The 26,785-nt window shown below is 70.6% G+C and carries 18 protein-coding genes; 8 read left to right on the top strand and 10 right to left on the bottom strand.

What is annotated here, in order from left to right; translation table 11 throughout:
- Positions 1–251: 251 nt before the first annotated feature.
- Positions 252–680, top strand: a complete 429-nt coding sequence (locus AB0C75_RS23775; protein ID WP_362893699.1) for a MerR family transcriptional regulator — start codon at positions 252–254, stop codon at positions 678–680.
- Positions 677–1,021, top strand: coding sequence for a thioredoxin (gene trxA / locus AB0C75_RS23770; protein WP_362893698.1), 345 nt, complete (start codon positions 677–679; stop codon positions 1,019–1,021). Before AB0C75_RS23775 ends, trxA begins: the two co-directional genes overlap by 4 nt.
- A gap of 120 nt (positions 1,022–1,141) precedes the next feature.
- Here trxA and AB0C75_RS23765 read toward each other — a convergent pair whose 3' ends face one another.
- Complete coding sequence (locus AB0C75_RS23765; RefSeq protein WP_362893697.1) at positions 1,142–1,726, bottom strand: 1,4-alpha-glucan branching protein; 585 nt, start codon at positions 1,724–1,726, stop codon at positions 1,142–1,144.
- A gap of 186 nt (positions 1,727–1,912) precedes the next feature.
- Here AB0C75_RS23765 and AB0C75_RS23760 point away from each other — a divergent pair, with 186 nt between their 5' ends.
- On the top strand, positions 1,913–2,854 hold the full coding sequence (locus AB0C75_RS23760; RefSeq protein WP_362893696.1) for a CPBP family intramembrane glutamic endopeptidase: 942 nt from the start codon (positions 1,913–1,915) through the stop codon (positions 2,852–2,854).
- A 28-nt stretch (positions 2,855–2,882) separates the two neighbouring features.
- On the opposite strand, the gene AB0C75_RS23755 is transcribed toward AB0C75_RS23760, so the two are convergent.
- From AB0C75_RS23755 to AB0C75_RS23740, 4 genes are all read right to left on the bottom strand, one after another.
- Positions 2,883–3,614 (bottom strand): response regulator transcription factor, encoded by a 732-nt coding sequence (locus AB0C75_RS23755; protein WP_362893695.1) that lies wholly within the window; start codon positions 3,612–3,614, stop codon positions 2,883–2,885.
- Positions 3,611–4,897 (bottom strand): histidine kinase, encoded by a 1,287-nt coding sequence (locus AB0C75_RS23750; protein WP_362893694.1) that lies wholly within the window; start codon positions 4,895–4,897, stop codon positions 3,611–3,613. Before AB0C75_RS23750 ends, AB0C75_RS23755 begins: the two co-directional genes overlap by 4 nt.
- Before the next feature lie 129 nt (positions 4,898–5,026).
- Positions 5,027–5,806 carry an SDR family NAD(P)-dependent oxidoreductase gene (locus tag AB0C75_RS23745; RefSeq protein WP_362893693.1) on the bottom strand — a complete coding sequence of 260 codons (780 nt, stop codon included), beginning with the start codon at positions 5,804–5,806 and terminating at the stop codon, positions 5,027–5,029.
- Between the two features lie 173 nt (positions 5,807–5,979).
- The gene (locus tag AB0C75_RS23740) at positions 5,980–6,525 is read right to left on the bottom strand and encodes a hypothetical protein (RefSeq protein ID WP_362893692.1); all 546 of its coding nucleotides are present in this window, start codon (positions 6,523–6,525) and stop codon (positions 5,980–5,982) included.
- Positions 6,526–7,085: 560 nt separating this feature from the next.
- On the opposite strand from AB0C75_RS23740, the gene AB0C75_RS23735 reads away from it, so the two are divergent.
- The 3 genes from AB0C75_RS23735 to AB0C75_RS23725 all read left to right on the top strand — a co-directional run bounded on the left by AB0C75_RS23735 (position 7,086) and on the right by AB0C75_RS23725 (position 10,964).
- On the top strand, positions 7,086–8,258 hold the full coding sequence (locus tag AB0C75_RS23735; RefSeq protein WP_362893691.1) for a Gfo/Idh/MocA family oxidoreductase: 1,173 nt from the start codon (positions 7,086–7,088) through the stop codon (positions 8,256–8,258).
- A gap of 97 nt (positions 8,259–8,355) precedes the next feature.
- The gene (locus tag AB0C75_RS23730; RefSeq protein WP_362893690.1) at positions 8,356–9,648 is read left to right on the top strand and encodes a haloacid dehalogenase-like hydrolase; all 1,293 of its coding nucleotides are present in this window, start codon (positions 8,356–8,358) and stop codon (positions 9,646–9,648) included.
- A gap of 251 nt (positions 9,649–9,899) precedes the next feature.
- Entirely contained in the window at positions 9,900–10,964 is a 1,065-nt protein-coding gene (locus AB0C75_RS23725) for an RICIN domain-containing protein (protein ID WP_362893689.1), read from the top strand.
- 170 nt (positions 10,965–11,134) lie between these two features.
- Here AB0C75_RS23725 and glgB read toward each other — a convergent pair whose 3' ends face one another.
- The 4 genes from glgB to AB0C75_RS23705 all read right to left on the bottom strand — a co-directional run bounded on the left by glgB (position 11,135) and on the right by AB0C75_RS23705 (position 19,165).
- Complete coding sequence (gene glgB / locus AB0C75_RS23720) at positions 11,135–13,564, bottom strand: 1,4-alpha-glucan branching enzyme (protein ID WP_362893688.1); 2,430 nt, start codon at positions 13,562–13,564, stop codon at positions 11,135–11,137.
- A gap of 58 nt (positions 13,565–13,622) precedes the next feature.
- On the bottom strand, positions 13,623–15,062 hold the full coding sequence (locus AB0C75_RS23715; protein ID WP_362893687.1) for a maltokinase: 1,440 nt from the start codon (positions 15,060–15,062) through the stop codon (positions 13,623–13,625).
- A 294-nt stretch (positions 15,063–15,356) separates the two neighbouring features.
- On the bottom strand, positions 15,357–17,063 hold the full coding sequence (treS, locus tag AB0C75_RS23710) for a maltose alpha-D-glucosyltransferase (RefSeq protein WP_362893686.1): 1,707 nt from the start codon (positions 17,061–17,063) through the stop codon (positions 15,357–15,359).
- Positions 17,060–19,165 carry an alpha-1,4-glucan--maltose-1-phosphate maltosyltransferase gene (locus AB0C75_RS23705; RefSeq protein ID WP_362893685.1) on the bottom strand — a complete coding sequence of 702 codons (2,106 nt, stop codon included), beginning with the start codon at positions 19,163–19,165 and terminating at the stop codon, positions 17,060–17,062. Before AB0C75_RS23705 ends, treS begins: the two co-directional genes overlap by 4 nt.
- Before the next feature lie 729 nt (positions 19,166–19,894).
- Between AB0C75_RS23705 and glgP the strand changes: the two genes are divergently transcribed.
- Together glgP and AB0C75_RS23695 are read left to right on the top strand one after the other, a co-directional pair.
- Positions 19,895–22,573, top strand: coding sequence for an alpha-glucan family phosphorylase (glgP, locus tag AB0C75_RS23700; protein ID WP_362893684.1), 2,679 nt, complete (start codon positions 19,895–19,897; stop codon positions 22,571–22,573).
- Positions 22,574–22,746: 173 nt separating this feature from the next.
- Entirely contained in the window at positions 22,747–24,573 is a 1,827-nt protein-coding gene (locus AB0C75_RS23695; RefSeq protein ID WP_362893683.1) for a SpoIIE family protein phosphatase, read from the top strand.
- A gap of 58 nt (positions 24,574–24,631) precedes the next feature.
- Here the strand turns inward: AB0C75_RS23695 and AB0C75_RS23690 are convergent, their stop codons facing one another.
- Positions 24,632–26,680: a M4 family metallopeptidase gene (locus AB0C75_RS23690; protein ID WP_362893682.1), complete on the bottom strand. Its 2,049-nt coding sequence runs from the start codon at positions 26,678–26,680 to the stop codon at positions 24,632–24,634.
- Positions 26,681–26,785: the final 105 nt, after the last annotated feature.

Raw genomic sequence — 26,785 nt, 5'->3', positions numbered from 1 at the left:
GGATACAAAAGCGCACGCGGAGAAGTCGCGGACACAGATCATTCTGTGGCCTTTCTCGGGGCCTGATCACCAGGGATCGGAATGTGCACCTGTACGGGTGACGGAATTCGATAAGAAGATCGATGAGGCACGGAAGGTTTCCCCGGAGCAGCCCCGCAGCCTCCTCCCCTCCTCCTTCCCCTCCTCCTCCTTCCCCTCCCTCTCTTCCCTTCCCTTGCCTTGACGCCGACGTCAAGGATTACTGTCGGGGGATGCGAATCGGGGAACTGGCCGAACGCGCCGGCACGACGACACGGACGCTGCGGTACTACGAGTCACGGGGCCTGCTGCGGGCACGCCGTGCGGAGAACGGCTACCGCACGTACGAGGAGAGCGACCTGCGGCTGATCCAGCAGATCCGGACCCTTCAGGACTTCGGGTTCGACCTGGAGGAGACCCGTCCCTTCGTCGACTGCCTGCGCGCCGGTCATCCGGCGGGCGACGCCTGCCCTGCCTCGCTGGTCGTCTACCGGCGCAAGCTCGGCGAACTGGACTCACTCATCGGTCAGTTGCAGTCGATCCGCACGGAGGTAGGGGCCCAGCTGGCACGCGCCGAACTGGAGGCGACCGCCGAGCTGCCGGGCGGCCCGGAGCCCCGATGTGAACTGAGTGAACCGAACTGGAAGGACGAGACCCGATGATCCACGCAGAAGGCGTAGCCGAGGTCACCGACACGACGTTCGACGCGGAGGTCCTGGAGGCCGGGCTGCCGGTCCTGGTCGAGTTCACCGCCGACTGGTGCGGCCCCTGCCGCCAGCTCGCACCGGTGCTCAGCGCGATCGCCGGGGAGGAGTCCGACCGCATCAAGATCGTCCAGATCGACGTGGACCACAACCCGGGCGTCACCAGCCGCTACGCGGTGCTGTCGATGCCGACGCTGATGGTCTTCCAGGACGGCGGACCGGTGAAGTCGATGGTCGGCGCCCGCCCCAAGCGCCGCCTCCTCCAGGACCTGGAGGACATACTCCCCCCGACGCCCTGATTCCCACCCCACCCCACCCCACCCCGCACCCACCCCACCCCCGCCCACCCCCCGCCCCAAGCGGGGAGGTTGAGGACGACCTGTGGGGGTGTATGTCGCTTTTGGTGGTCCGTAACTCCCCTACCGCCGCGCGAGGGTCGCGAGCACGCCGCGCGCGGGCGTTCCGTCCGGCCAGGTCCATCCGGCGACGAGGTGGATCTGGCCGGACGGGCTCTGCGCGTCGTCCACGGGCCGCAGGACCCGGTTGATCCGGACATCCGGCCCGTCGGCAGGGTCCGTACCGTGGATGGTGACGGTCGGATCAGGGGTGTCGCTCTCGCTCTGGCGCTGCGGCAGCGCCTCGCCGCGCAGGAGGGCGTGCAACTGGCCCGACACTGCCGGGTCGTGGACGCCGTCGTAGACCCATCGGGTGCCCAGGACCCCGTGCTCGGAGGTGCCGATCAACGCCGCGTCGGGGGCGTCTTCGAGCGGCTCACCGCGGTAGCCCAGCGGGACCAGATAGGCCACCGGCGCCTGCGCGGAGGTGTCCACCACGATCATGAACTCGATCCCGACCGCGCCCTGCGGGTCGTCCAGCCGGAATCCGCCGGCCTTGACCAGCACCGGTGCCTCCGCGTTTCCCACGTACCACCTCTGCTTCGACAGCCAGCCCGTGAGGAGTTCCAGCTTGGTGGGCGTCATGGTGGTGCGGTGGATGGTGGCCATACGAGCTCCCTCACGCATTAGTCCGCGCCCGTCCTCTGACGGGGCGTGATTGAAATCTAATCGAACTTGTCCCCCATGAGAGCCACTCGGATGTCCACCGCAGGGTGATGCCCGGCGTACACCCGGTTTCCTAGTGTTCCCGGCAGTACAGCGGCCACCGGGCCGCGGGCCGTGGAAGAGGGAAAAATGTCGCGTACATCGCTGCCGGGCACACAACGACTGAAGGGCCTCTTCTCGCAGACTCCGACTCCCCTCGTCCCGACGCGCCGGGTGCTTTCGAGGGGGGTGCGGCTGGCGCTCATGGCGGTGCTGTTCCTCGTCGTCATAGCGCTCGCGGCCGGGGTGCGGTCCATCGCCGGACACCAGCCGGTCCTCGCCGTTCTGGCCGGAGCCGTGGTCGTGGTGGGCAGCCTGGCCGCCTACGCGGCGGTCGTACGGGCCCTGGAACAACGCGCCGTGTCCGAGCTGGACCTCGCGAGGGCGGTTCCGGAGCTGCGGACCGGAGGTGCCGTCGGGGTCGGCCTCTTCACCGTCACGCTCACCCTGATCGCCATCTTCGGTACGTACGGTTCGGGGTCCGGCGGCTCGATCGGCGGGATGCTGGCCGTGCTCGGGATCATGGCGGGAGTCGCCGTCACGGAGGAACTGCTGTTCCGGGGGGTCGTCTTCCGCCTGGTCGAGGAACTCACCGGCACGCGCGTCGCACTGGCCCTGTCGGCCGTGCTCTTCGGCGCCCTCCACCTGGTCAACGACGGGGCCACGGTCTGGGGCGCCCTCGCGATCGGGATCGAGGGCGGACTGCTGACGGCCGCCGCCTACGCTGCCACGCGCTCCTTGTGGATGCCGATCGGGATCCACTGGGGCTGGAACTTCGCCAGCGGGGGCATCTTCGGGACCGCCGTCTCCGGCGACGACACGACCCCCGTGGGCCTGGTCCGTGGAGTCTTCTCGGGTCCCAGCGCGATCACGGGAGGCGACTTCGGACCGGAAGCCGGCATCTTCTCCGTCCTGGTGTGCTCCGTCGCCACGTTCCTGTTCCTGCGCACGGCCCGGCGCCGGGGCCGCCTCTACGACCGCGGTCACTTCCGTGCCGCCCGAGTCGCCGGTGCGGAGTCCACGACCTCCTGAACCAGGTCCGGTGCGTGCCGTGGCCGCTTCAGCCCCGCACGGTGACCAGGCCCACCCGGTGGGCGTACACGACCGCCTGCACGCGGTCACGCAGGTCCAGCTTGGTCAGGATGCGCGACACATACGTCTTGACCGTCTCGCGGCTGATGAACATCCGGTCGGCGATCTCGGCGTTCGACAGCCCCTCGGCGATCAGCTTGAGCACCTCGGTCTCCCGTGGGGCCAGGTCGGGCAGCAGCGTTGTTGTCGCGGCGGGCTCGGGGGCCGTCTCGCCCGGCAGGATCCGGTCGGCGAACCTGCCGACCAGGCGACGGGTGACGGCGGGCGCCAGCAGGGACTCGCCCGTGGCGACCGTACGGACCCCGTGCACCAGGTCACGCGGCGGGGAGTCCTTCAGCAGGAACCCGCTCGCGCCGGCCCGCAGCGCCTCGTACACGTACGCGTCGAGGTTGAAGGTCGTGACCACCAGGACCTTCACCGGGTCGGGGACGTCGGGGCCCGCCAGCAGGCGGGTCGCCCCGATCCCGTCCAGCAGCGGCATCCGGACATCCATGACCACCACGTCCGGGCGCAGCCGCCCCGCGGCCTCCACGGCCGCGCGCCCGTCGGCGGCCTCTCCCACGACCTCCAGGTCCGGCTGGGCGGAGAAGATGGTGACATAGCCGGCCCGCACGAGTGCCTGGTCCTCGCAGACCAGGACCCTGATCGGCCTCTCGGGCCCGGCATCCGCCGTCCGTATCCCACCACCGGTCTCGGTCATTCGCTCCTCCTGCGGGAAACGGCGTGCTCCCCGGAGGGGATGGGGATGCGGGCGCTGACCGCGAAGCCGCCGTCCGGGCGGGCACCGGCCAGCAGTTCGCCGCCGAACACTCCCACCCGCTCACGCAGCCCGATCAGGCCGTGCCCACCGCCCCGGCCCAGGGGCCTGACCCCGGTGGCCGCGGGTGTGGCGGGTGCTCCCTCGGTGGTCACCTCGACCTCGATGTCGTCGTGCGTGTAATGGACGGCGACCAGTGTCCTGCGGCCCGGCGCGTGCTTGAGGGCGTTGGTCAGGGACTCCTGCACCACGCGGTACGCGGCGAGACCGACGCCCGATGCGGTCGGCGGCTGTTCGCCGGTCTGCGTCAGTTCCACGGGCTGCCCGGCCGCCCGGGTCTTCTCGACCAGATCGCTCAGCCGCGCCGTGTCATCGGACGCCGTGTCATGGGGCGTGGCCTCGACGGTCTTTGCATGCTGAGTGAGCGTCGGATCGTCGGACGCGTTCAGCAGGCCCAGCAGATGCTGGAGGTCGGTCAGGGCGTGCCGGCCGGAGTCGCTGATCGCGCCAAGTCCGGTGGCGACCCGGTCCGGGGCGTCGGCGAGCAGGAACTGGGCCGCGTCCGCCTGCACCGTCATCGCGGTGACGTGATGGGTCACGACGTCATGCAACTCCCGTGCGATACGCGCTCGTTCGCGGGACATCGCCGCCTCCACGCTGAGGCGCCGCCGCTCCTCCTCGCCGGCCTGCCGCGCACGTACGGCCCGGCCGGCGGCCCAGCAGCAGATCAGGGCGAGGGGGATGAGGAGGAAGTCGGACGCATGCAGGGGCGAGCCCCTGTCGTGCAGCCCGAGGACGAAGAGCGCGTAGAGAGCGGCGGCCCCGGCGGCCACCAGCGCGAGGCGAGCACCGTCGGCACGCCTGCCGTGCGCCCCGGCGCTGTACAGGGCGATGTACAGCCCGACGCTGGCGAACGTCGCTGGGTAGGCGACCAGTTGGTGCACGGCGAAGGCCCCCGCGACCAGTGCGAGGCACCACCCGGGCCACCGCCGGCGCGCGACCAGCGGCAGCCACAGGAGCAGGGTCACCAGGACACCGGGCATGTCGTACGGGCGCTTCGCCAGGTCTCCGAACTCCGCGCCGAGCGGGGCCATCGCCGGAGCGAACGCCAGGGGTGCCAGCACGGCGGTGAACACACCGTCCCGTACGAGCACGTCCAGCGCGTTCCAGCGCGCCACGGCACCGCGAACGCCCTTCACCGGTGTTGACGTCATCGCTTCGAACACGCTGCGAGCCTAGCCTCCCGGCGGGGCCCCGACGTGCCCGGGCGGACGCGCTCACGCGTGCCGGTGCTCGACCGCTGCGCCATGTGCCGCACCCCATGGCCATGGTCCTTGCGGGCGGGTAGGCCGATGTCAGCCGGCCGTCCACCCGCCGTCCACGGCCAGTGCCGACCCCGTGGCGAAGGAGGCGCGGTCGCTGCACAGCCACAGGGCCGCCTGGGCGATCTCGACGGGGTCCGCCATGCGCTTCTGCATCTGGCGCGAGATGAACGCCGTCTCCAACTCCGGGTAGGCCTCCACCGCTTGGCTGATCATCTCCGAGCGGGTGGTGCCGACGACGAGGGAGTTGATGCGGATGTTGTGCTCCGCGTACTCGGCCGCCGCTGCCCTGGTCATTCCGAGCACCGCGTGCTTCGCCGCGACGTAGGGAACGGGGGCCCCGGTGGCTTCCACGGCGGCGGTGCTGGATGTGTTGACGATCGCCCCCTTCCCGGCGTCGAGCATCACCGGGATCTGCGAACGCAGGCAGTTCCAGGTGCCGTTGACATTGACGGCCATCGAGCGGTCGAAGATCGCCTGGTCGAGCTCATGCAGGGGGGACAGGTCGGCGCCTGAGAAGCCCGCGTTGTTGAAGGCCGCGTCCAGTGCCCCGAAGTGCTCCACGGCCGCGTCCACGGCGCGCTGTACGTCCTGGGCGATCGAGACATCGCCCGTGCTGATGGCCGCCCGGCCGCCCGACTCGTTGATCTCCTGGGCCAGTTGCTTCAGCACGTCCTCGCGGCGGGCCATCAGAAGGACCGCCGCACCCTCGGCGGCGAACAGCCTGGCTGCCGCCTCGCCGATACCGCTCGACGCACCCGTGATCATGACGGTCTTGCCGGCCAGCATTCCATTGGTGTCACTGTCACTCATGCGGCGAGTAAACGCCCTGAGGCGCCTGGAGGATAACCCTCCGAACCTGTCCGGTCGATCACGTTCACCGCTGGATGGCGAGGACCGCCGCTGTCGCGCGACCGATGGCCCGCACCGGATCGAGTGGAGAGCCTCCCGGGCGGGACGCTCTGCCCTGGGGCCGACGTGGCCGACTACTTGCTGCACCCCATGGCGCGCAGGCCTTCCGGTTGGAAGGCCGTGGCGAACTTCTCCAACTGGGAGCGCTTCTTACGGGCCTGGTCGAGAGGAATGGACAGGGTGACCCTGAGGACGTAATTACTCTTGCTGCCACGTTTGGCACACGGACTCAGCGAAACATACGCATCGTCGGTTATTGCCGCGTTCCCCGTCCCCGACGGTCGCGGATCGCGGTCGGCGGAGGTCTTTTCCAGATCCGTCTGCACGTCGAAGTAATTCTGGTCCCGGTACTCCACCACGGTCAGCGCCCTGGATCCGTCCACGGACACGACACAGTTCGACGTTTCCGGCTTCCCTGTCGCCTGCTGTTCCGCCTCGATCTTCTCGCCGCCCGGCAGCAGCGGTTTCAGCACGTCGGGGTCGACGGTGCGGTCGCACAGGGCTTTGGGCGTTGTGTAGCCGGTGGAGCTCGTGCATGCCGTGAGCCCCGGGAGGAGGGCTGCGGCGACACCGAGGGCGAGCGCGGCACGGCGCGTGACACGCCAGGGTGCGGTGGTCATTGCGGGACTTCACCTGCTATCCGGTTGGCGGTGCTGTTTCCGGTCGGTCCCGGTCGCCTCCCACGGGATGCGGGTGATCCGGCGCTGAGCAACGCCGAGTTCTTCGGCGGTCGGCGTGAGGCTGTAGCCGTCGCCGGCCGCCGCACCGGAGGGCCGGTGTGAGCGCTCCGCAGGATTCTCAGGACGGTCTTCGCCTCGGCGGCGGCCTCGCCGCACTGTTTCGCCGTCTTCGTCACGAACTCTCGGGTGATGTTGGCGTCCCCCGTGTCTGCTGTCGCCGCCCTGCGGGCAACCCGCCCCGCCTGCAGCCTTAACGTACTTGGTCGGCTACGGCGTCGTCATGCCGCGTTCTTTGGGCCCTCGCGCCCTGGTGTTCGTGTCCGCCCCCCAAGCGCGCCGCAGCTATGCAGAGGTCCCGGTGCGTCTCGCCTCAGGCGGAGTGAGGTCACGCTGGACCGCAGGGCCACCTACAGCCGTACTTTCAGCGTTGCCTATGCTCGATGGTGATCAATACTTGCTCCTTACGCGCAAGTTCACGCATCGTGAGCGAAGGGACCCCCGTGTCAGACCTGCGACTCGGTGTCATCGGACTCGGACTGCGCCGTTCCATCGCGACGGCAGCCCACCGTCCCGGGCGGGGTTCGGTGGTCACCGCCGTCTGCGACCTCGACCCGGAAGTGCGTCGCCGCGAGGCGGAGCACTTCGGTACGGATGTCGCCGTCAAGGACTACAGGCTGCTCCTCGGCCGGGAGGACCTCGACGCCGTCGTCATCGCGACGCCGGACGACACCCACGAGGCGATCGCCGTCGACGCGCTCCGGGCCGGCAAGGCGGTCTTCGTCGAGAAGCCGCTCGGGATCACCGTCGAGAGCTGCGACAACGTCCTGCGCGCCGCGTACGGGACCGGGACCCGGTTGTACGTCGGCCACAACATGCGCCACATGGGTGTCGTGCGGCTGATGCGCGACGTCATAGCCCGGGGTGACATCGGTGAGCCCAAGACCGTCTGGGTACGGCACTTCGTCGGTTACGGCAGCGACTACTACTTCAAGGACTGGCACGCCGACCGGACACGTACCACCGGTCTGCTCCTGCAGAAGGCCGCGCACGACATCGACGTCGTGCACTGGCTGGCCGGCGGCTACACCCGTCGCGTCAACGCACTCGGCGACCTCCTCGTCCACGGTGACCTGCCGCGCCGTGCCCCGGACACACCGCGTCCGGACAACTGGCTGCGGGAGTTCGACTGGCCGCCGACTGCCCGTAAGGACCTGCACCACACCGTGGACGTCGAGGACGTCTCGGTGATGAACATGCAGCTCGACAACGGTGTGGTGGCCGCCTACCAGCAGTGCCACTTCACGCCGGACTACTGGCGCAACTACACGGTCATCGGCACCGAAGGGCGGCTGGAGAACTTCGGGGACGGCCCCGGCGACGAGGTCAAGGTCTGGAACACCGGTCCCGGCGGTTACCGCGCCGAGGCCGACATCACCTACCGGGTGCCCGAGGCGGACGGCTCGCACGGCGGCGGTGACAGCCGGATCATGGAGGAGTTCTGCCGGTTCGTCCGCGACGGTGGTGTCACCGACACCTCGCCGGTCGCCGCCCGGATGAGCGTCGCCGCCGGTGTGCTCGCGACCCGCTCGCTGCGCGACGGCGGTACACCCTTCGACGTGCCGGCGCTCGCCCCCGAGCTGATCGCGTACTTCGAAGGCGGCCAGGCGCGCTGAATGTGACGCGGGCAGGGGAGAGCGCACGCGGTCCGCGTCCAAGGAGTGCTGTGTGCCTCCTCAACATCACGGAAACACTGATGTACGGTCCACTCGCATGCGCACCCGACCTGTACTCGCGTGGACCTCAGCCGTGACCGCGGCGTTCGCGGTCGCGGCCGCTGCCGGCCCCGTGGCCGCCGCCGCCCCGGCCGCCCCGGTGTCCGTGAAGCCGAAGGCCCACTGTCCTCAACTCTCCGACGAACTCACCTGGTACGGCGACAACCGCGCCCAGTTGCAGCGCGTGATCGACGAGCGCGGCACCTGCCACGGCAAGGGCGGACCGCGTCCGGTCGCGGCGTTCGACTGGGACAACACCATCACCAAGAACGACGTCACCGACGCCACCATCAGCTGGTCCCTGAGGCACGACAAGATCCTGCGGCCCGCCCGCTGGAAGGACACCAGCAAGTGGCTGACCGACACCGGTGAGAAGGCCCTCACCAAGGCCTGCGGTACCGACGTCGAGGTGGGAGCGCCCCTGCCCACGTCCACCAACGACCGCTGCGCCGACGAGATCCTCCAGATCCGTGAGGACGGCACCACGATGAGCGGCGACGCCGCCTTCGCGGGGGAGTGGAACCACCGGCGCACCGTCCCGCAGTACGCCTGGGTGCCCCAGCTGTTCGCCGGACACACCGTCCCCGAACTGCGCGCGTACACGGCGGCCGCCCGCAAGGAGGCCCTTGCCGCGCCTGTCGGTGCGACCCGCACCGTCGGTACCCACGTCCTTCCGGCGTACGTCCGTTACTACGAACAGCAGCGCGACCTCGTCCGTACGCTCCAGAAGGCCGGCTTCGACGTCTGGATCGTCTCGGCGGGCTCCGAGCCGGTCACCGAGGTCTGGTCGCGCGGCATCGGCATCGACCGCGCGCACACCGTCGCCATCCGCTCCGTGCTCGACCGCAAGGGCCGCATCACGACCCGCAACGAGGGCTGCGGCGGGGTGGGCGTCACCCAGGGCGAGGCCATCCCGTACATCGACGGCAAGCGGTGCTGGATCAACCAGGAGATCTACGGGATCGAGGGCCGGGCCGCCTGGAGCAAGCAGGCCCCGGACCGGCGGATCGCGCTCGGCGGCGGTGACGCCGACACCGACGTGACGTTCGTCGGTGACGCCACCGGCGCGCACCTCGTGCTCAACCGCAACAAGAACGAGGTGATGTGCCGCGCCTACGACAACGCCGACGGCCGCTGGGTCGTGAACCCCATGTTCATCGAGCCGCTGCCCCGGAAGACCACGGCCTACCCCTGCGCGACGGCCGCCTACAACGAGCCCGACGGCGGCTTCGGCCCCGTGCTGCGTCGCGACGGCAGTGTCGTACCCGATCAGCGGGACACGGTGTACTGACCGCCTGCCGTACCGGCCGCCGCCGATCCCGTCCGGCGGCGGCCGGTACGGCTGGCCAGGCTCTTCCAGAATCCGGGGCGGTGGACGGTGCCGAAGCTCAAGCAGGGCGGGCAGCGGGCGGGTCCTCGTCGGCCAGACACCTTCGTAAGTCGGCCAAAGACACCACAGTTCCCCGCGACGGATGGCGGGCTTCACTAACGTGAGGCCCGCCATCGCTACATCAGCATGCCGATCGCACAGGGGGACACACCATGGAATCGCGTGCAGGCAGAGCCTTACCCAGGGCGCTCAGCGTCCTCGTTGCCGCGTTGGCCGTCATGCTCGGGCTGACCGCGCAGGCGGGCGCGACCCAGGCCGACGGGGTGTCGGCGTCAGGGCTGACCGGCCTGACGTTCACCTCGGTCAACAGCGGCCGGAACCTCGACGTGCAGAACGGCAACACGGGTGACGGGGTCTTCGTCGTCACCAACGCGGCGCCGGGCTACCACCAGCAGTGGACGGCCGACGTCCAGACCGACGGTGCGTTTCGGCTCGTCAACGACGACACCGGCAAGTGTCTGGCCACGGGCCTTCCGCTCGCGCAGCAGTCCTGCGCCGGAACGGCCGCTCAGCGCTGGTACTTCCAGCCCGTCGCCGGTGTCGAGAACACCTTCATGATCCGTAACGCCGGTGACAACAAGTGCGTCGACGTCGTCCTCGCGTCCCAGAACGACGACGCGTGGACCCAGACCTACGCCTGCAACGGCAGCAAGGCCCAGCAGTGGTCCATCCCGGCCTCGGCCACCGGGGACGCGTTCGAGGCCGCTGTGGACTACGCGTCCAAGCGCTGCCAGAAGGACGAGGCGACCTGCTCGTGGACGAAGGGCTCCCAGGCCCCGGCCGAGCCGCTGCCCCTGCAGTGTGTCTCGCCCGTCTGGTACAACGGCACCGCCGCCTCGGTGCCGTGGACGTTCTCACTGACCACCGAGCACGGCTGGTCGAGCGAGATCAGCGTCTCCTTCGAGTCGAGCGTCACCGTGGGCGACCCGAGCCCCATCCAGACGAAGATCGGCCTCACCATCTCGGACAAAGTGACCTACAGCCTCAGCGAGACGCTCGGCAACAGCCTGGAGATCGCCGTGCCGCCGGGCCACTACGGCTGGGTGGCGCTGTCGGAGCTGGCGACGAAGGTGACCGGTGACTGGACCTTCGACGCGAACGGCTACCCGTGGAAGGCACACGACACCGTCACCGTGCCCCTGACCAGTGACGACCAGGGCCACGCCAGCGTCTACCTGGCGAAGACCGGGCCGGAGTTCACGACCTGCGGCGGCTGATCCGCCGGGGCCCGCACCGCGCACACCTGGTGCGGGTCCCGGTTGGCCTCGCGCGAAGCGGGGCTCGGAGTGAGGTTACGGACCGTGCACCGCCCCGAAAGCCGAGGTCGCGGAAGGTCCGCGTGTCCGTAACCTCTCTTCGACCGGGCCTCCCGGTGCCCCGGGGGCCCTCAGGCCGGGCGCAGCCAGACCGTCGCGAGCGGCGGCAGCGTCAGCGTGATGCTGCTGTCCCTGCCGTGCGCCGGGACCGACTCCGGCTTCAGCGGCTCCTCGTTGCGTACGTCGCTGCCGCCGTAGCGCGTCGCGTCCGTGTTGAGGACCTCGACCCAGGCCTCGGGGCCGTCCGGCACGCCGATGCGGTAGTCCTGGCGCACCACGGGGGAGAAGTGCGAGACCGCGATCAGCGGTGAGCCGTCCGCGTCGTAGCGCACGAACGAGAACGCGTTGTCCTCGGCCGCGCCGCCGTCGATCCAGGAGAAGCCACCCGGGTCGGTGTCCCGCTGCCAGAGCGCGGGCAGCGCGTTGTACACCGCGTTGAGGTCCGTCACCAGGGTGCGTACGCCGCGGTGGTCGCCGGAGGCCTCGTACGTCTCGTCCAGCAGCCACCAGTCCGGGCCGTGGCCCTCGGACCACTCGGCGCCCTGGGCGAACTCCTGGCCCATGAACAGAAGTTGTTTGCCCGGGTGGGCCCACATGTAGCCCAGGTAGGCGCGGTGGTTCGCGCGCCGCTGCCACCAGTCACCGGGCATCTTGCTGACCAGGGCCTGCTTGCCGTGCACCACCTCGTCGTGCGAGATCGGCAGCACGTAGTTCTCGCTGTACGCGTACACCATCGAGAAGGTCATCTCGTTGTGGTGGTACTTGCGGTGGATCGGTTCCTTGGAGACGTACACCAGCGAGTCGTGCATCCAGCCCATGTTCCACTTCAGACCGAAGCCCAGGCCGCCGTGGTCCGTGGCGCGGGTGACGCCGTCCCAGGCGGTGGACTCCTCGGCCATCGTGACGACCCCGGGGCTGCGGCGGTAGACCGTCGCGTTCATCTCCTGGAGGAAGGTGACCGCGTCCAGGTTCTCCCGGCCCCCGAACTCGTTCGGCGACCACTGGCCGTCCTCGCGGGAGTAGTCGAGGTAGAGCATCGAGGCGACCGCGTCGACCCGCAGTCCGTCGATGTGGAACTCCTCGCACCAGTACGTGGCGTTGGAGACCAGGAAGTTACGGACCTCCTTGCGGCCGTAGTCGAACTCCAGGGTGCCCCAGTCCGGGTGGGCGGCCCGGTTCGGGTCCGAGTGCTCGTACAGCGGGCGGCCGTCGAACTCGGCGAGTGCCCAGTCGTCGCGGGGGAAGTGCGCGGGCACCCAGTCCATCAGGACGCCGATGCCCGCCGCGTGGAGCGCGTCGACCAGGAAACGGAAGTCGTCCGGGGTGCCCATGCGGGACGTCGGCGCGTAGAAGCCGGTGACCTGGTAGCCCCAGGAGCCGCCGAAGGGATGCTCGGACACCGGCATCAGCTCGACGTGGGTGAAGCCGAGTTCCCGTACGTACGCCGGGAGTTGGGCCGCGAGCTGGCGGTAGCTGAGCCCGGGGCGCCAGGAGGCGAGGTGGATCTCGTAGACGGAGAACGGGGACTCGTGGACCGGGCGGTCGCCGCGGTGGGCCATCCAGTCCGCGTCCTGCCACACGTGGTGCGTGGCCGTGACCACCGAGGCGGTGGCCGGCGGCACCTCGGTGCGCCGGGCCATCGGGTCGGCCCGCTGGGTGTGCGACCCGTCGGGCCGGCAGATGTCGTACTTGTAGACGGCACCCTCACCGACGCCGGGGAGGAAGACCTCCCACACGCCGGTGGAGCCGAGCGAGCGCATGGGGGACGCCGTGCCGTCCCAGTAGTTGAAGTCGCCCATGACACGGACACCGCGCGCGTTCGGCGCCCAGACCGTGAAGCGGGTGCCCGCCACCCCCTGGTGCTCCATCGGCTGCGCGCCGAGCGCCTTCCAGAGCTCCTCGTGCCGGCCCTCGCCGATCAGATGCAGATCGAGTTCGCCGGTGGCGGGCAGGAAGCGGTACGGGTCCTCCACCTCGACGGTGGTGTCGTCGTAGGTGACCTGGAGGCGGTACGCCTCCGGCACGGCGGGCAGCCCCAGGACCCCCGAGAAGAAGCCGTCGCCGTCGCTCTGCAGCTGGGCCCGCTCGCCCTCGGCCGGCACCACGGTCACCGAGCGCGCGAAGGGGCGCAGGGTCCGGAAGAGGACGCCGCCCGCCGCCGGGTGCGCGCCCAGGACACCGTGCGGGTCGTGGTGTTCACCGGCCAGCAGCCGGCCCCGGTCCGCGTCGTCCAGGGCGGTGGCGGGCAGGACGTTCTTGCTGCCCCCGCCGCGCCTGGGGCGGGGTGGGGTCCCGGAGGCCGCGGCGGTCGTCTTCCTGGCCCGGGTGCGCTTGGCAGGGGCCGGCGCCGGAGGCGCGTCGGCCGGTGTGTCCACCGGCGCGGGAGAGGGGGCAGCGGCGGGAGTCGCGGCGGAGGCGGTGACCTCGGTGGTCACCGGCTTGGCCGTGGGCGGGACCTCGATGGGATCGGACGGCTTGCGGGACGGCTTGCGGGCGGTCACGGAGACTGCCTCCTCGAAAGGCTCGAAGGGCTGGAAGGGTGTGTGGTGGGAGGGGAGGTCACGCGGGTGTGCCGGCCAGGCGCTGGATGGCGGCCATCGGGACCGGCAGCCAGTCGGGGCGGTTACGGGCCTCGTAGAGCACCTCGTACACCGCCTTGTCGGTCTCGTGGGCGCGCAGCAGTTCCGGTTCGGCGCGTGGATCGGCGCCCGCCGCGCGGGCGTAGCCCTCGCAGTACGCGGCGCGGCAGCGGGCCGCCCACTCGGGGTTCCAGGGGTGGTGGGAGCGGGCGGCGTAGTCGAAGGACCGCAGCATTCCGGCGACATCACGCACCGTCGGCTGCGGCGCGCGCCGCTCGGGCAGCGGCCGGGCGGGTTCGCCCTCGAAGTCGATCAGTGACCAGAAGCCGTCTTCCCCCCGCAGGGTCTGGCCGAGGTGCAGATCCCCGTGGACCCGCTGCGCCGCCCAGCCGCACCCCGTGTCCCCGAGCGCGGTGACCGCGTCGAAGGCGGTGCGCAGCCCCGGTACGTACGGGACGAGTGCCGGGACCGCCTGGGCGGCTGCCTCAAGCCGCTCCACCATCCCGGCCACCAGGTCCCTGGTGCGGTCATGGGCCAGCGGTGGCGTCGGCAGTGCGGCGGCGAGCGCCGTGTGCACCTCTGCGGTGGCGCGGCCGAGCGCGTGCGCCTCGGTCACGAAGTCCTGCCCGGCGGCCAGCGCCGCGAGGGCCAGCTGCCAGCCGTCCTGGGCGCCGCGCAGGAACGGCTGCAGCACGCCGAGCGTGAGCGGCTGCGGGGTCGTCGTCTCGAACCAGGCGACCGGGGCGGGCACCCGGCCGCAGCCCTCGCGGCTGAGGGCGAGCGGCAGTTCGAGATCGGGGTTGGTGCCGGGGAAGACCCGGCGGAAGATCTTCAGGATGAACGCCTCACCGTAGACCAGCGAGGAGTTGGACTGCTCGGTCTCCAGGACGCGCGGGGTGAGGCCCGGCGGGATCGGCTCGGCCCGGTCGAAGCGGAGGGGGCCCAGGGGGCCTGGCGTACGGAATCGTTCCAGCAGCAGGTCGGCGACGCGAGGGTCGTGCAGCCCCTCGTACAGCGTGCGGCCGGCCAGCGGCCCCTCCGTGACCGGGCCGATGCGTGCGCCGGCCAGGCGCGGGGGCAGCGTGGTGCGCACGCCGAGCATGAGCTGGTAGCAGTCGCCCTGGGACTGCGTGGGGCGGCCGCCCGCCTGGTGCACCCGCACGAGCAGATGCAGCAGCCCAGGGGCCGTACCCGTGGTGTCGAGCGGCAGTATCTCGGTGGCCGAGACCAGCGAGAAACCGGTGACGGGCTGCCCCTTGCCGGCGAACCAGCGCTGCCGGGGCACCCACTCGTGGAGCAGCGGGGCGAGCGACGGCAGCAGGGCGGTGGTGCCCGTACTGCTCGTCGAATGTCGTTTTGTCGTCTTTCTGGATGTTGTGCTCTTCGCCAGGGCGACTCGAGTGGATGCAGCCTCCGACATGGCATCGCGTCCTTTCCCCGGGCACACCACAGGATGCGAAGAGTGTCCCGGATTGCGGCAACGGCTGTCCGGCTGTGCGGGACGTGTCGGGTGAGGAAATGTCCAAATGGACTCGATTAATGCCCGATCAATACTCGATCAAGGCTCGGTCAATGAGCCATAAAGAGCATGGAAGGGTCGGGAAGAGACAGGAAGTGCTCGATTTGGGGTGAGAGTGCCCCGTGCGGGGCGGCGGAAACCGCCCCGCGGGTGGCGCCCCGGTGTGGGGCGCCGTCAGCCGATCGTCACCGGAGGTCAGCTGACCGGAGCATCCTTCCGCAGCCGGAACCAGTAGAAACCGTGCCCCGCGAGTGTCAGCAGGTAGGGCCACTGACCGACGGCCGGGAAGCGCACCCCGCCGATCAGCTCCACCGGATGACGCCCCTCGTAGGCCCGCAGGTCGAGCTCCGTCGGCTGCGCGAACCGCGAGAAGTTGTGGACGCACAGCACGAGGTCGTCCTTGTACTCACGGGTGAACGCGAGCACCGCCGGGTTCGACGACGGCAGTTCGGTGTACGAACCGAGGCCGAACGCCGGATTCTGCTTACGGATCTCGATCATCCGCCGAGTCCAGTGCAGCAGTGACGACGGCGAGGCCATCGACGCCTCGACGTTGGTGACCTGGTAGCCGTAGACCGGGTCCATGATCGTGGGGAGGTAGAGGCGCCCCGGATCGCTGGAGGAGAAACCGGCGTTGCGGTCGGGCGTCCACTGCATGGGGGTGCGTACGGCGTCGCGGTCGCCGAGCCAGATGTTGTCGCCCATCCCGATCTCGTCCCCGTAGTAGAGGATAGGGGACCCGGGCAGGGACATGAGCAGCGCCGTGAACAGCTCGATCTGGTTGCGGTCGTTGTCCAGGAGCGGTGCGAGGCGGCGACGGATGCCGATGTTGGCCCGCATCCGCGGATCCTTGGCGTACTCCGCGTACATGTAGTCGCGCTCTTCGTCCGTGACCATTTCGAGCGTGAGCTCGTCGTGGTTGCGCAGGAAGATGCCCCACTGGCAGCCGGACGGGATCGCCGGGGTCTTCGCCAGGACTTCCGAGACCGGGTAGCGGCTCTCGCGGCGTACGGCCATGAAGATGCGGGGCATCACCGGGAAGTGGAACGCCATGTGGCACTCGTCGCCGCCGGCCGGGTAGTCGCCGAAGTAGTCGACGACGTCCTCGGGCCACTGGTTGGCCTCGGCCAGCAGCACCGTGTCCGGGTAGTTGGCGTCGATCTCCTTGCGGACCCGCTTGAGGAAGCCGTGGGTCTCGGGGAGGTTCTCGCAGTTGGTTCCCTCGCGCTGGTAGAGGTAGGGCACGGCGTCGACGCGGAAGCCGTCGATGCCGAGGTCCAGCCAGAAGCGCAGGGCCGAGATGATCTCCTCCTGCACCGTCGGGTTCTCGTAGTTGAGATCCGGCTGGTGCGAGAAGAACCGGTGCCAGTAGTACTGCTTGCGGACCGGGTCGAAGGTCCAGTTGGACGTCTCCGTGTCGACGAAGATGATCCGGGCGTCCGGGAACTGCTTGTCGTCGTCGGCCCAGATGTAGTAGTCGCCGTACGGCCCGTCCGGGTCGGTGCGGGACTGCTGGAACCAGTCGTGCTGATCGCTCGTGTGGTTCATGACGAAGTCGATGATCACGCGCATTCCGCGCTGGTGCGCCGCGTCGACGAACTCCACGAAGTCGGCGAGGTCGCCGAATTCGGGCAGCACCGCCGTGTAGTCGGAGACGTCGTAACCACCGTCGCGCAGCGGCGACTTGAAGAACGGTGGCAGCCACAGGCAGTCGACGCCCAGCCACTGCAGATAGTCCAGCTTGGCGGTGAGGCCCTTGAGGTCACCGACGCCGTCCCCGTTCGAGTCCTGGAAGGACCGGACGAGTACCTCGTAGAAGACGGCGCGCTTGAACCAGTCGGGATCGCGGTCCTTGGCGGGAGTGTCCTCGAACAGGTCGTGGACAGGCTCATTGACGATCATGGTGTGGGTGACCCTCCGGTCGGCGGGGACGGTCGCAGGACGGCGATGTGCGCGGGTGTCACACCCGGTTCCAGACGCACATAGAAGGTCCTGCCCCAGTGATAGGTGTCGCCGGTGAGCTCGTCGCGCACCGGCACGCTCTCGTGCCAGTCGAGGCCGAGACGCGGCATGTCCAACGAGACCGTGGCCTCCTGGGTGTGGTGAGGGTCGAGGTTGACGACCACCAGGACGGTGTCCGGGCCCGAGCGCTTGCTGTACGCGATCAGTGCCTCGTTGTCGACCGGGTGGAAGTGCACGTCGCGCAGTTGCTGAAGTGCCGGATGGCGACGGCGGATCCGGTTGAGAGAGGTGATCAGGGGAGCGAGCGAGCGGCCCTCACGTTCCGCCGACTCCCAGTCCCTGGGCCTGAGTTGGTACTTCTCGGAGTCCTGGTACTCCTCGCTCCCGGGATGCACCGGGGTGTTCTCGTACAGCTCGAACCCCGCGTACACGCCCCAGGAGGGGGACAGCGTCGCGGCCAGCACGGCCCGGGCTCCGAAGGCGGGACGGCCGCCCTCCTGGAGGTACCCGGGAAGAATGTCGGGCGTGTTCACGAAGAAGTTGGGCCGCATGTACGAGGCGCTCTCGCCCGAAAGCTCCGTGACGTACTCGGTGAGTTCCTGCTTCGTGTTACGCCAGGTGAAGTACGTGTAGGACTGCTGGAAGCCGACCGCGGCCAGCGTGCGCATCATCGCGGGGCGGGTGAAGGCCTCCGCCAGGAAGATCACATCCGGGTCGGTGCGGTTGATGTCGGCGATCACCTTCTCCCAGAAGACCACCGGCTTGGTGTGCGGATTGTCGACGCGGAAGATCCGTACGCCGTGATCCATCCAGAACCGCAGGACGCGCACGGTCTCCGCGACGATCCCGGGCAGGTCCTTGTCGAACGCGATCGGGTAGATGTCCTGGTACTTCTTGGGCGGGTTCTCGGCGTAGGCGACGGTCCCGTCCGCGCGGTGGTGGAACCACTCCGGATGCTCCGTCACCCAGGGGTGGTCGGGGGAGCACTGGAGCGCGAAGTCCAGCGCGATCTCCATCCGCAGCGTCCCGGCCGTCGCCACGAAGTGGTCGAAGTCCTCCAGCGTGCCGAGATCCGGGTGGACGGCGTCGTGCCCGCCGTCGGCCGAGCCGATCGCCCAGGGCACACCCGGGTCGTCGGCTCCGGGGGTGAGGCTGTTGTTGGCACCCTTGCGATGGGTGGTGCCGATGGGGTGGACCGGGGGGAGATAGACGACGTCGAACCCCATCGCGGCGACGGCGGGAAGCCGCTCCGCCGCGGTACGGAAGGTGCCGCTGATCATCCGCGGGGCGGGCGGCGGGAGCTCCGCGCTGACCGTGGCGGGCGCCTTCTTCCGGGCCGGTGCGGTCTTCGTGGTCTTCGCCGTCTTCGTGGCCCGCGGCTTCCTGGCGGGCTTCGGGGGCTCCACCGGCTCCGGGCGCGCCCCCTCGGAGCGCGGGAACATCTCGTACCAGGAGCCGTACAGGGCGCGCCGGCGCTCGACGTTCAGCGGCAGCGGCCGGGATGCGGTGACCAGCTCGCGCAGGGGGTGGCGGCCGAGCGCCTCGTCCACCTCCGCGGTCAGCGCCGCCGCGAGCCGGGCGGCTGAGGGGCGGCTCGTGTCGCGCAGCGCGTCGACGGCGGCCAGCACGGCCTCGCGCCCGTCCTTCTTGGGTACGCCCTCGGCGGCGCGGGCGTACAGCTCGGCCCCCTCGTCGAGGACCAGCGCGGTGTCGATGCCCGCCGGGATCTTGATCCGCGCGTGCGAGCGCCAGGTGCTGACCGGGTCGCTCCACGCCTCGACGGTGTAGGTCCAGTGCCCCTCCGACCCCGGGGTGACATCGGCGCCCCACCGGTCCGTGCCCGGGGCGAGCTCACGCATCGGCGTCCAGGGACCGGGTCGTCCGTTCGGGTCGCACAGGACGACGTTGGCGGCCACGGCGTCGTGGCCCTCGCGGAACACGGTGGCGCTGACCTCGAAGGTCTCGCCCGCGACGGCTTTGGCGGGCCGTCTGCCGCAGTCGACGAGCGGACGGACGTCCAGGACGGGAATGCGACCGATCATGGAATCACCTGGGGGTCGGAGCTCGGCATGCACGGCGAGCGACATGGGCGTGAAGGGCTGACCGCGCGCGCCGCGATGGTGGGGGTGCGTCCTTTGTAGCTGCTCGGTTGTGGGCTGGCGGGCTGTGGGCATGGCCGCTCCTGTCCGCGTTCACTCGAATGGCACTCGAATGGCAGGTGCGTGGGGGATTCGGGCTCCGACCGGGGCACCTAGGGATGTGCGACGCGGGGGGTGTCACCGGGGTGTCACCGGGAGCCTTCCCACCGATTTCGGGCGGCCAACCCGGTGGTGTGTTAACTCCTGGGTGCAACAGGCGCACGCGCCGTGGGCCGCACGCCGGTCCCCCGCCCGGCGAGTGGGCACCCCCGCAGCCTTCCCTGCGGTGCCGGGTGCCACAAGTCCGTGCGCGGAGGGGAAATCAGCCATATCGCCCGTGACAGACGGGGACGAAACTGGCGCATCTGGCCCAGGGGGCCACAGGGACCACAGGGGCCGGAGATACCGGCGGTACCCCGGCGGCAGGAGGCGTCCCAGGAGCCGGCGGAGAGAGGGCGCGCACGGTGCGGCGCCGGGACGGGGGCGGGCGGACCGCTCCGCGCCGGACCCACTGAGCCGGTCGCGCGCCGTGGTCGCGTACGGCGGCACGCCGCTACCGTCGAGGGTGACGGAGAGGGCGCCCACCGTCGTGCGTCCCCTCGGATCCGCAGGTCCCCTGTAAAGGTGGGATACGTGAAGGCCATTCGTCGATTCACCGTGCGTCCCGTCCTCCCCGAACCCCTGCAACCGCTCAGCGACCTCGCACGCAACCTGCGCTGGTCCTGGCACACCGAGACCCAGCAGCTCTTCCAGGCGGCCGACCCGGAGGGCTGGCGGCCCGCGGACGCCGACCCCGTGCGGCTGCTCGGTGCCGTCTCCGCGGCGCGCCTCACCGAGCTGGCCGGGGACCAGCACTTCATGCGCCGGCTCACCGAGGTGTCCGATGACCTCCGGGAGTACCTCGGCGGCCCGAGGTGGTATCAGAACCAGCTCTCCCAGGGCGCGGAGCTCCCCGCGGCCATCGCCTACTTCTCACCCGAATTCGGGGTCACCGCCGCCCTGCCCCAGTACTCGGGCGGGCTCGGCATCCTGGCCGGTGACCATCTGAAGGCCGCGAGCGACCTCGGCGTACCGCTCATCGGGGTCGGCCTGCTCTACCGGCACGGCTACTTCCGCCAGAGCCTGTCGCGGGACGGCTGGCAGCAGGAGCACTACCCCGTGCTCGACCCCAACGAGCTGCCGCTCACCCTCCTGCGGGAGGCCGACGGCACCCCCAGCAGGGTGGTGCTCGCCCTGCCCGGCGGCCGCTCGCTCCACGCCTCGGTCTGGCAGGCCCAGGTCGGGCGTGTCCCCCTGCTGCTCCTCGACTCCGACGTCGAGGAGAACGCGCCGGGCGAACGCGACGTCACCGACCGGCTCTACGGCGGCGGCAGCGACCACCGGCTGCTCCAGGAGATGCTGCTCGGCATCGGCGGGGTGCGCGCCGTGCGCACCTACTGCCGGCTGACCGGCCACGCGGTGCCCGAGGTGTTCCACACCAACGAGGGGCACGCCGGGTTCCTCGGTCTCGAACGGATCCAGGAGCTCTCCGAGACCGGCCTGGACTTCGACGCCGCCCTGGAGGTCGTGCGGTCCGGCACCGTGTTCACCACCCACACCCCGGTACCCGCCGGGATAGACCGGTTCGAACGCCAGCTCGTGGCCCGTCATTTCGGTGACGACGGCGAGCTGCCCGGTCTCGGTGTGGAGCGCATCCTGCGCCTCGGGCAGGAGACCTATCCGGGCGGTGAGCCCGAGCTCTTCAACATGGCGGTGATGGGGCTGCGGCTCGCCCAGCGCGCCAACGGGGTCTCGACCCTGCACGGCGCGGTGAGCAGGGAGATGTTCTCCGGGCTGTGGCCGGGATTCGACCCCTCCGAGGTGCCGATCACCTCGGTGACCAACGGGGTGCACGCCCCGACCTGGGTCGCCCCCGAGGTTCTCCGGCTCGGCGCCGGAAAGTTCGGCTCCGAACGCACGGAGAACGCACTCGCCGGGGCCGAGGTCGAGGAGCGGACAGGCGCGGACGGCGGGGCGGCGGGCACGCCCCGGCGCTGGGACGCCGTCACCGCCGTCGGCGACCGGGAGATCTGGGAGCTGCGCAGGGGACTGCGCGAGCAACTCGTCACCGAGGTCCGCAAGCGCCTCTACGCCTCCTGGCGCAGGCGCGGGGCCGGCACCGCCGAGCTGGGCTGGATCGACGACGTTCTCGACCCGGACGTGCTGACCATCGGCTTCGCCCGCCGGGTGCCCTCGTACAAGCGGCTGACGCTGATGCTGCACGACCGTGACCGGCTCCGTGATCTGCTGCTCCACCCGACGCACCCCATCCAGATCGTCGTCGCGGGCAAGGCCCACCCCGCCGACGACGGCGGCAAGCGGCTGGTGCAGGAGCTGGTGCGGTTCTCCGACGATCCTCGGGTGCGCCATCGCATCGTCTTCCTGCCCGACTACGGCATGGGGATGGCGCAGAAGCTCTACCCGGGCTGCGACGTCTGGCTCAACAACCCGCTGCGCCCCCTGGAGGCCTGCGGCACCAGCGGGATGAAGGCCGCGCTCAACGGCTGCCTCAACCTCTCCGTGCGCGACGGGTGGTGGGACGAGTGGTTCGAGCCCGACTTCGGCTGGGCGATCCCCACCGCCGACGGCTCGGCCACCGACGAGGAGCGGCGCGACGAGCTGGAGGCGGGCGCCCTCTACGCGCTGATCGAGGACCGGGTCGCCCCCCGCTTCTACGACCGCAACGCCGAGGACCTGCCCGAGCGGTGGATCGAGATGGTCCGCCGCACCCTGGTCACCCTGGGCCCCAAGGTCCTCGCGGGCCGCATGGTGCGTGAGTACGTCGAGCGGCTCTACGCCCCCGCGGCGCACTCCCGGCGGGCGCTGGAGCCGGCCGCGGCCCGCGACCTCGCGGCGTGGAAGACCAGGATCCGCGCGGCCTGGCCGCAGGTGGCGGTCGACCATGTGGAGGCGACGGCCGACACGGTCGTCGGCGGCTCCGCCGAGCTGGGGTCCACCCTGGCGCTCCGGGTCAGGGTCGCCCTGGGCGGTCTCGACCCTGAGGACGTGGAGGTGCAGGTGGTGGCGGGGCGCGTGGACTCCGGGGACGCGATCGCCGAGGCGCAGACGTTCCCGCTGAAGCCGGCGGGCGGTCACGATCTGGAGGGCCGCTGGCTGTACGAGGGCCCGCTCGCCCTCGACCGTACGGGCCCCTACGGCTACACCGTGCGTGTCCTGCCCTCGCATCCGCGGCTGGCGTCGGGTGCGGAACTGGGCATGGTCGCCGTGCCGAACGCGTCCACGGGCGACGGCGGCGGGGTGCTCCTGCGCTGACGCGTGCCGTTCAGGGTGGGCCCGGCGAGTCCCCGCGCCGGGCCCACCCTCGCGTCCGTCCGTCCGGCGCGGACGGGCGGGGTTGTTTTCGCCGTGATCTCGCTAACATGACAGCCCTGCCGGTGTGGCCCCCTGGCCACCGACATGACAGCGATGCGTCCCACCGGGCGCGAGTGGAGGTCAGCACGGTGAACGGCGGCGGAGGCCGAGCGAGGCGCCTGACCCGTCGGCTGGCCGCCCAGCACGGCATCTCACGGCAGTTGTACGTCCGCCGCCCGCAACCCACGGGCCCTTCGCGGGGCGACCGCTTCACCACCGCGGCCCGGATGCGGTGGCTGCACGCCGCGAGCACCCGGATCGGCACGACGCTCGACCTGGAGCGGACGGCCCAGGAGCTCGCCGGGTTCAGCGTCCCGCGGCTGGCCGACGGTGCCGCCGTCGACCTGCTGGAGTCCGTGCTGCGCGGCGAGGAGGGCGAGCGTGTCACCGGCGCGGCGGTGCCCGTCACCCGTGCCATGGCGGTGCGTTCCATCGACGCGCTGGACGAACTCGAACCCGCGCCGGTGGGTGAGGTGGTCGATCGCAGCGCACTGCGCGAGACGCTGCTGACCACCGAGTGCCTGCGCAACGGACGGCCCGTCCTGGTCAGCCGGATGACCGACGAGGACTACGACCGCGTCACACCGACGCCGAGCGCGGCCGACGCGATGCGCCGCCAGGGCGTCCACAGCTACCTGGCCGTGCCGCTGGTCGCCCGTGGTGTCCTGCTGGGCTCCGCCGACTTCGTACGCGCCGGTGACAGCCCGCCGTTCAACCGGGCCGATCTGGACCTCGCGGGCCAGCTGGCCGCCATGGCGGCCGTGTTCATGGACAACGCGCGGCTCTACGGGCGCGAGCGCGAGCATGTCGTCTCGCTCCAGCGCACCCTGCTCCCGCGCGCCACACCGCACACCCCTGGTCTGCGGGTGCACTCCCACTACGCGCCGGCCGTCGACGCGCACGGGGTCGGCGGCGACTGGTACGACGTGGTGGCGCTCCCCGCCGGGCGTACGGCGCTGGTCGTCGGTGACGTCACCGGCCACGGGCTGCCCGCCGCCGCCACGATGGGCAGGCTCCGGGCCGTCGCCCGTACGCTGATGATGCTGGACATCGCCCCCGACAGGCTGCTCGCCCGGCTCGACCTGGCCACCCGGGACCTGGAGGACGACCAGGTCGCCACGTGTCTCTGCGCGGTCTACGACCCGGCGGACTCCAGCTACACCATCGCCAGCGCGGGCCACCCGCCGCCGCTGCTGGTGGAGGCGGACGGCACCGCCCGCTATCCGGAAGTGCCGGTCGGCGCGCCGCTGGGCGCCGGGGTCATTCCGTACGACCCGCTGAGGCTGCGCGGCCCGGCCGGCGGCCGGCTCGTCTTCTACACCGACGGCCTGATCAAGACCCGCACCGACGACGTGGACGTCCAACTGGAGTCACTGCGTGCCTCCGTGGCCTCGATGACGCCCGAGGAGCTCGACGCGGGCGGTCCGCTGACCTGGCCGAGGCAGGACGACGGCCGCTTCGACGAGGCGGTGCTGCTGGTGGCCGGGGGCCACGAGCTGCCCCCCGGCGTGGAGTTGAAGGAGTGGGACCTGCCCACCGAAGGCAATCCCGCCTCCACCGCGCGCACCCTCGTCACGGAGCAGCTCGCGCGGTGGGGCCTGGCCGAACTCGCCGATGTGACGGAGCTGGTGGTCAGCGAACTGGTCGGCAACGCCCTGCGCTACGGCGGCGGTCCCGGCCGGCTCCGGCTGCTCCTCGACGAGCGGCTCCAGGTGGAGCTTGCCGACACCGGGCCCGACCTGCCGCAGATCCAGCACGCCGATCTCAGCGACGAGGGTGGCCGGGGGCTTCAGCTGATCAACATGCTGTGCCGCAGCTGGGGTTCGTGCCGCACGGCGACCGGAAAGATCGTCTGGGCCGAGCAGATCGTCCCCGGCCGGGGCGCGAACGCGCCGGGCTGACGCGCGTGGGCGGCGCCGGGAGGGGACTGCCCCCCGGCGCCGCCGCTGCCGCCGTCGCTCAGAAGGTGAGCTCGACGCTGTTGAAGGTGCCGGTGTCGCCCGAGTAGACGTCCTGGACCTTCAGGTTCCAGGTGCCGTCGGCCACTTCGGACGATGCGTCGACGGTGTACGTCTCCACCACGTCGTCCGCCGAGTCGGACGACGAGGAGCCCTTGAGGCGGTAGGCCGTCCCGTCCGGGGCGACCAGGTCGAGGGCGAGGTCACCGCGGTAGGAGTGGGTGATGTCGACCGACACCGACAGATCGCTGGGCGCGTTGCCGGTGACGCCGCTCACGACGACCGGGAAGCTGGTGGTGCTCCGGTCGGCGATGGCCTTGACGGTCTTGTTCCCGAAGACGGTGCCGCCGGGCGTGGGGTCGGTGCCGCCGCCGGGACGCGAGCCCACGGCGATGCCCGCCCAGGCGTCGGCGACCGCGGTGTACTCGGCGCTCGTGGTGCCGTACAGCTCACCGGCCACGGCGAGGGTGCCGGTGCGGGCCGCCGCGTAGTTGGTGGTCGAGGTGAACTTCGTGGTGAGCGCCTTGAACCAGATCTGCAGCGCCTTGTCCCTGCCGATGCCGGTCACCGGAAGGCCGTCGGCCGTCGGGGAGTCGTAGGACACCCCGTTGACGGTCTTGGCGCCGCTGCCCTCGGAGAGCAGGTAGAAGAAGTGGTTCGCCGGGCCCGACGAGTAGTGGACGTCGACATTGCCGATCCCGGAGTACCAGGAGTCCTTGGACGCGCCGTCCCTGCTCGGCTTGTCCTGGTAACGCAGCGGCGTGCCGTCGCCGTTGATGTCGATCTTCTCGCCGATCAGGTAGTCGCCCGGGTCCTCGGCGGTGTCGGAGTAGAACTCCACGCCCGTCGCGAAGATGTCCGACGTGGCTTCGTTGAGCCCGCCCGACTCGCCGCTGTAGTTGAGCCCCGCGGTGTTGGAGGTGACTCCGTGCGACATCTCGTGGGCCGCCACGTCGAGCGAGGTCAGGGGAGCGGCGTTGCCGCTGCCGTCGCCGTAGGTCATGCAGAAGCAGCTGTCGGTCCAGAAGGCGTTGACGTAGCTGTTGCCGTAGTGGACGCGGGAGTACGCGCCGACCCCGTCGCCCTTGATGCCGGTGCGGCCCATGACGTTCTTGTAGAAGTCCCAGGTCTCCGCGGCCCCGTAGTGCGCGTCGGCGGCGGCCGTCTCGGCGTTCGACGCGGTGCCGTCGCCCCAGACGTCGTCGGTGCCGGAGAACAGGGTGCCGGTGCCGGACGTCCCGTTCTTCAGGTTGTACGTCTTGTGGCCACCGCGCGTCGTGTCGGTGAGGTTGTACGAGCTGCCTGAGCCCGAGGTGTCCAGGGTGACCTGGCCGTTGTACTGGGTGTTGCCGACGCCGGTCTCGATGGCCTGCCACTCGTAGAGCTTGTCGCCCGATGTGGCGTCCGTGATGACGTGCAGCTCGTTCGGGGTGCCGTCGTGCTGGAGGCCGCCGACGACGGTCTCGTAGGCGAGCTGCGGGGTTCCGCTCGCCGCCCAGACGACCTTGCGCGGGTCCTTGCTCGCCTCGGTGCTCTTCGAGCCGTCGGTCCGGGCCGCGCCGAGCGCCTGCTTCTCGGCGGCGGCCGGCGCGATGTCGGCCGTGGTGCCGACCGCCTTCAGCTGGGCCCCGGTCGCCTTCGACGCCTTGGTGACGGCCTCTGTCGTACCGGACTTCGACTCGCTCACCACCAGGTCGCCGCCGAGGACGGGGAGACCGTCGAGGGTGCGCTCGTAGCGGGTGTGCGTGGTGCCGTCGACGTCCTTGACGACATCGCGGACGACGAGCTTCTCCGTGGCGCCGAGCCCGAGTTCGCCGGCGGTGGCCGCCTTGGTGGCGTCCGCCTCGCGGAGCAGTTCGGCACGCTGGGAGGGGGAGAGCTTCGCGGGGAGCGCGCCGGGGTCGGCGCCCTTCACCGCTGCCGCGGGGGCGGCGCTCGCGGCTTCGGGGGCGGCCGTTGCGGCACCGCCCTGCATTCCGACGGCGAGGAGGGCGGCTGCGGCTATCAGAGCGCCGGTCGCGGTGGCACGACGGCTGGGGGTGGGTCTCACGCGGGCTCCTTCTGCGAGGGGGCGACGGTCGGCCGGTGAGCGGACCGGGCAGAGCAGGCGGTGCGTGGAACGGGGGAAGAGTGTCAGCCGGAGCGGGTGTATGTC

The organism is Streptomyces sp. NPDC048565, from assembly GCF_040650935.1.
Taxonomy (GTDB): domain Bacteria; phylum Actinomycetota; class Actinomycetes; order Streptomycetales; family Streptomycetaceae; genus Streptomyces.
Note: the sequence above shows the minus strand (reverse complement) of the source record. Positions and strands in the feature narration are given on the sequence as shown.

Coding starts and splice junctions, on each gene's coding strand:
- AB0C75_RS23775 (WP_362893699.1), top strand. CDS start 252: ATGCGAATCGGGGAACTGGCCGAACGCGCCGGCACGACGACACGGACG.
- trxA (WP_362893698.1), top strand. CDS start 677: ATGATCCACGCAGAAGGCGTAGCCGAGGTCACCGACACGACGTTCGAC.
- AB0C75_RS23765 (WP_362893697.1), bottom strand. CDS start 1,726: ATGGCCACCATCCACCGCACCACCATGACGCCCACCAAGCTGGAACTC.
- AB0C75_RS23760 (WP_362893696.1), top strand. CDS start 1,913: ATGTCGCGTACATCGCTGCCGGGCACACAACGACTGAAGGGCCTCTTC.
- AB0C75_RS23755 (WP_362893695.1), bottom strand. CDS start 3,614: ATGACCGAGACCGGTGGTGGGATACGGACGGCGGATGCCGGGCCCGAG.
- AB0C75_RS23745 (WP_362893693.1), bottom strand. CDS start 5,806: ATGAGTGACAGTGACACCAATGGAATGCTGGCCGGCAAGACCGTCATG.
- AB0C75_RS23740 (WP_362893692.1), bottom strand. CDS start 6,525: ATGACCACCGCACCCTGGCGTGTCACGCGCCGTGCCGCGCTCGCCCTC.
- AB0C75_RS23730 (WP_362893690.1), top strand. CDS start 8,356: ATGCGCACCCGACCTGTACTCGCGTGGACCTCAGCCGTGACCGCGGCG.
- AB0C75_RS23725 (WP_362893689.1), top strand. CDS start 9,900: ATGGAATCGCGTGCAGGCAGAGCCTTACCCAGGGCGCTCAGCGTCCTC.
- AB0C75_RS23715 (WP_362893687.1), bottom strand. CDS start 15,062: ATGTCGGAGGCTGCATCCACTCGAGTCGCCCTGGCGAAGAGCACAACA.
- treS (WP_362893686.1), bottom strand. CDS start 17,063: ATGATCGTCAATGAGCCTGTCCACGACCTGTTCGAGGACACTCCCGCC.
- AB0C75_RS23705 (WP_362893685.1), bottom strand. CDS start 19,165: ATGATCGGTCGCATTCCCGTCCTGGACGTCCGTCCGCTCGTCGACTGC.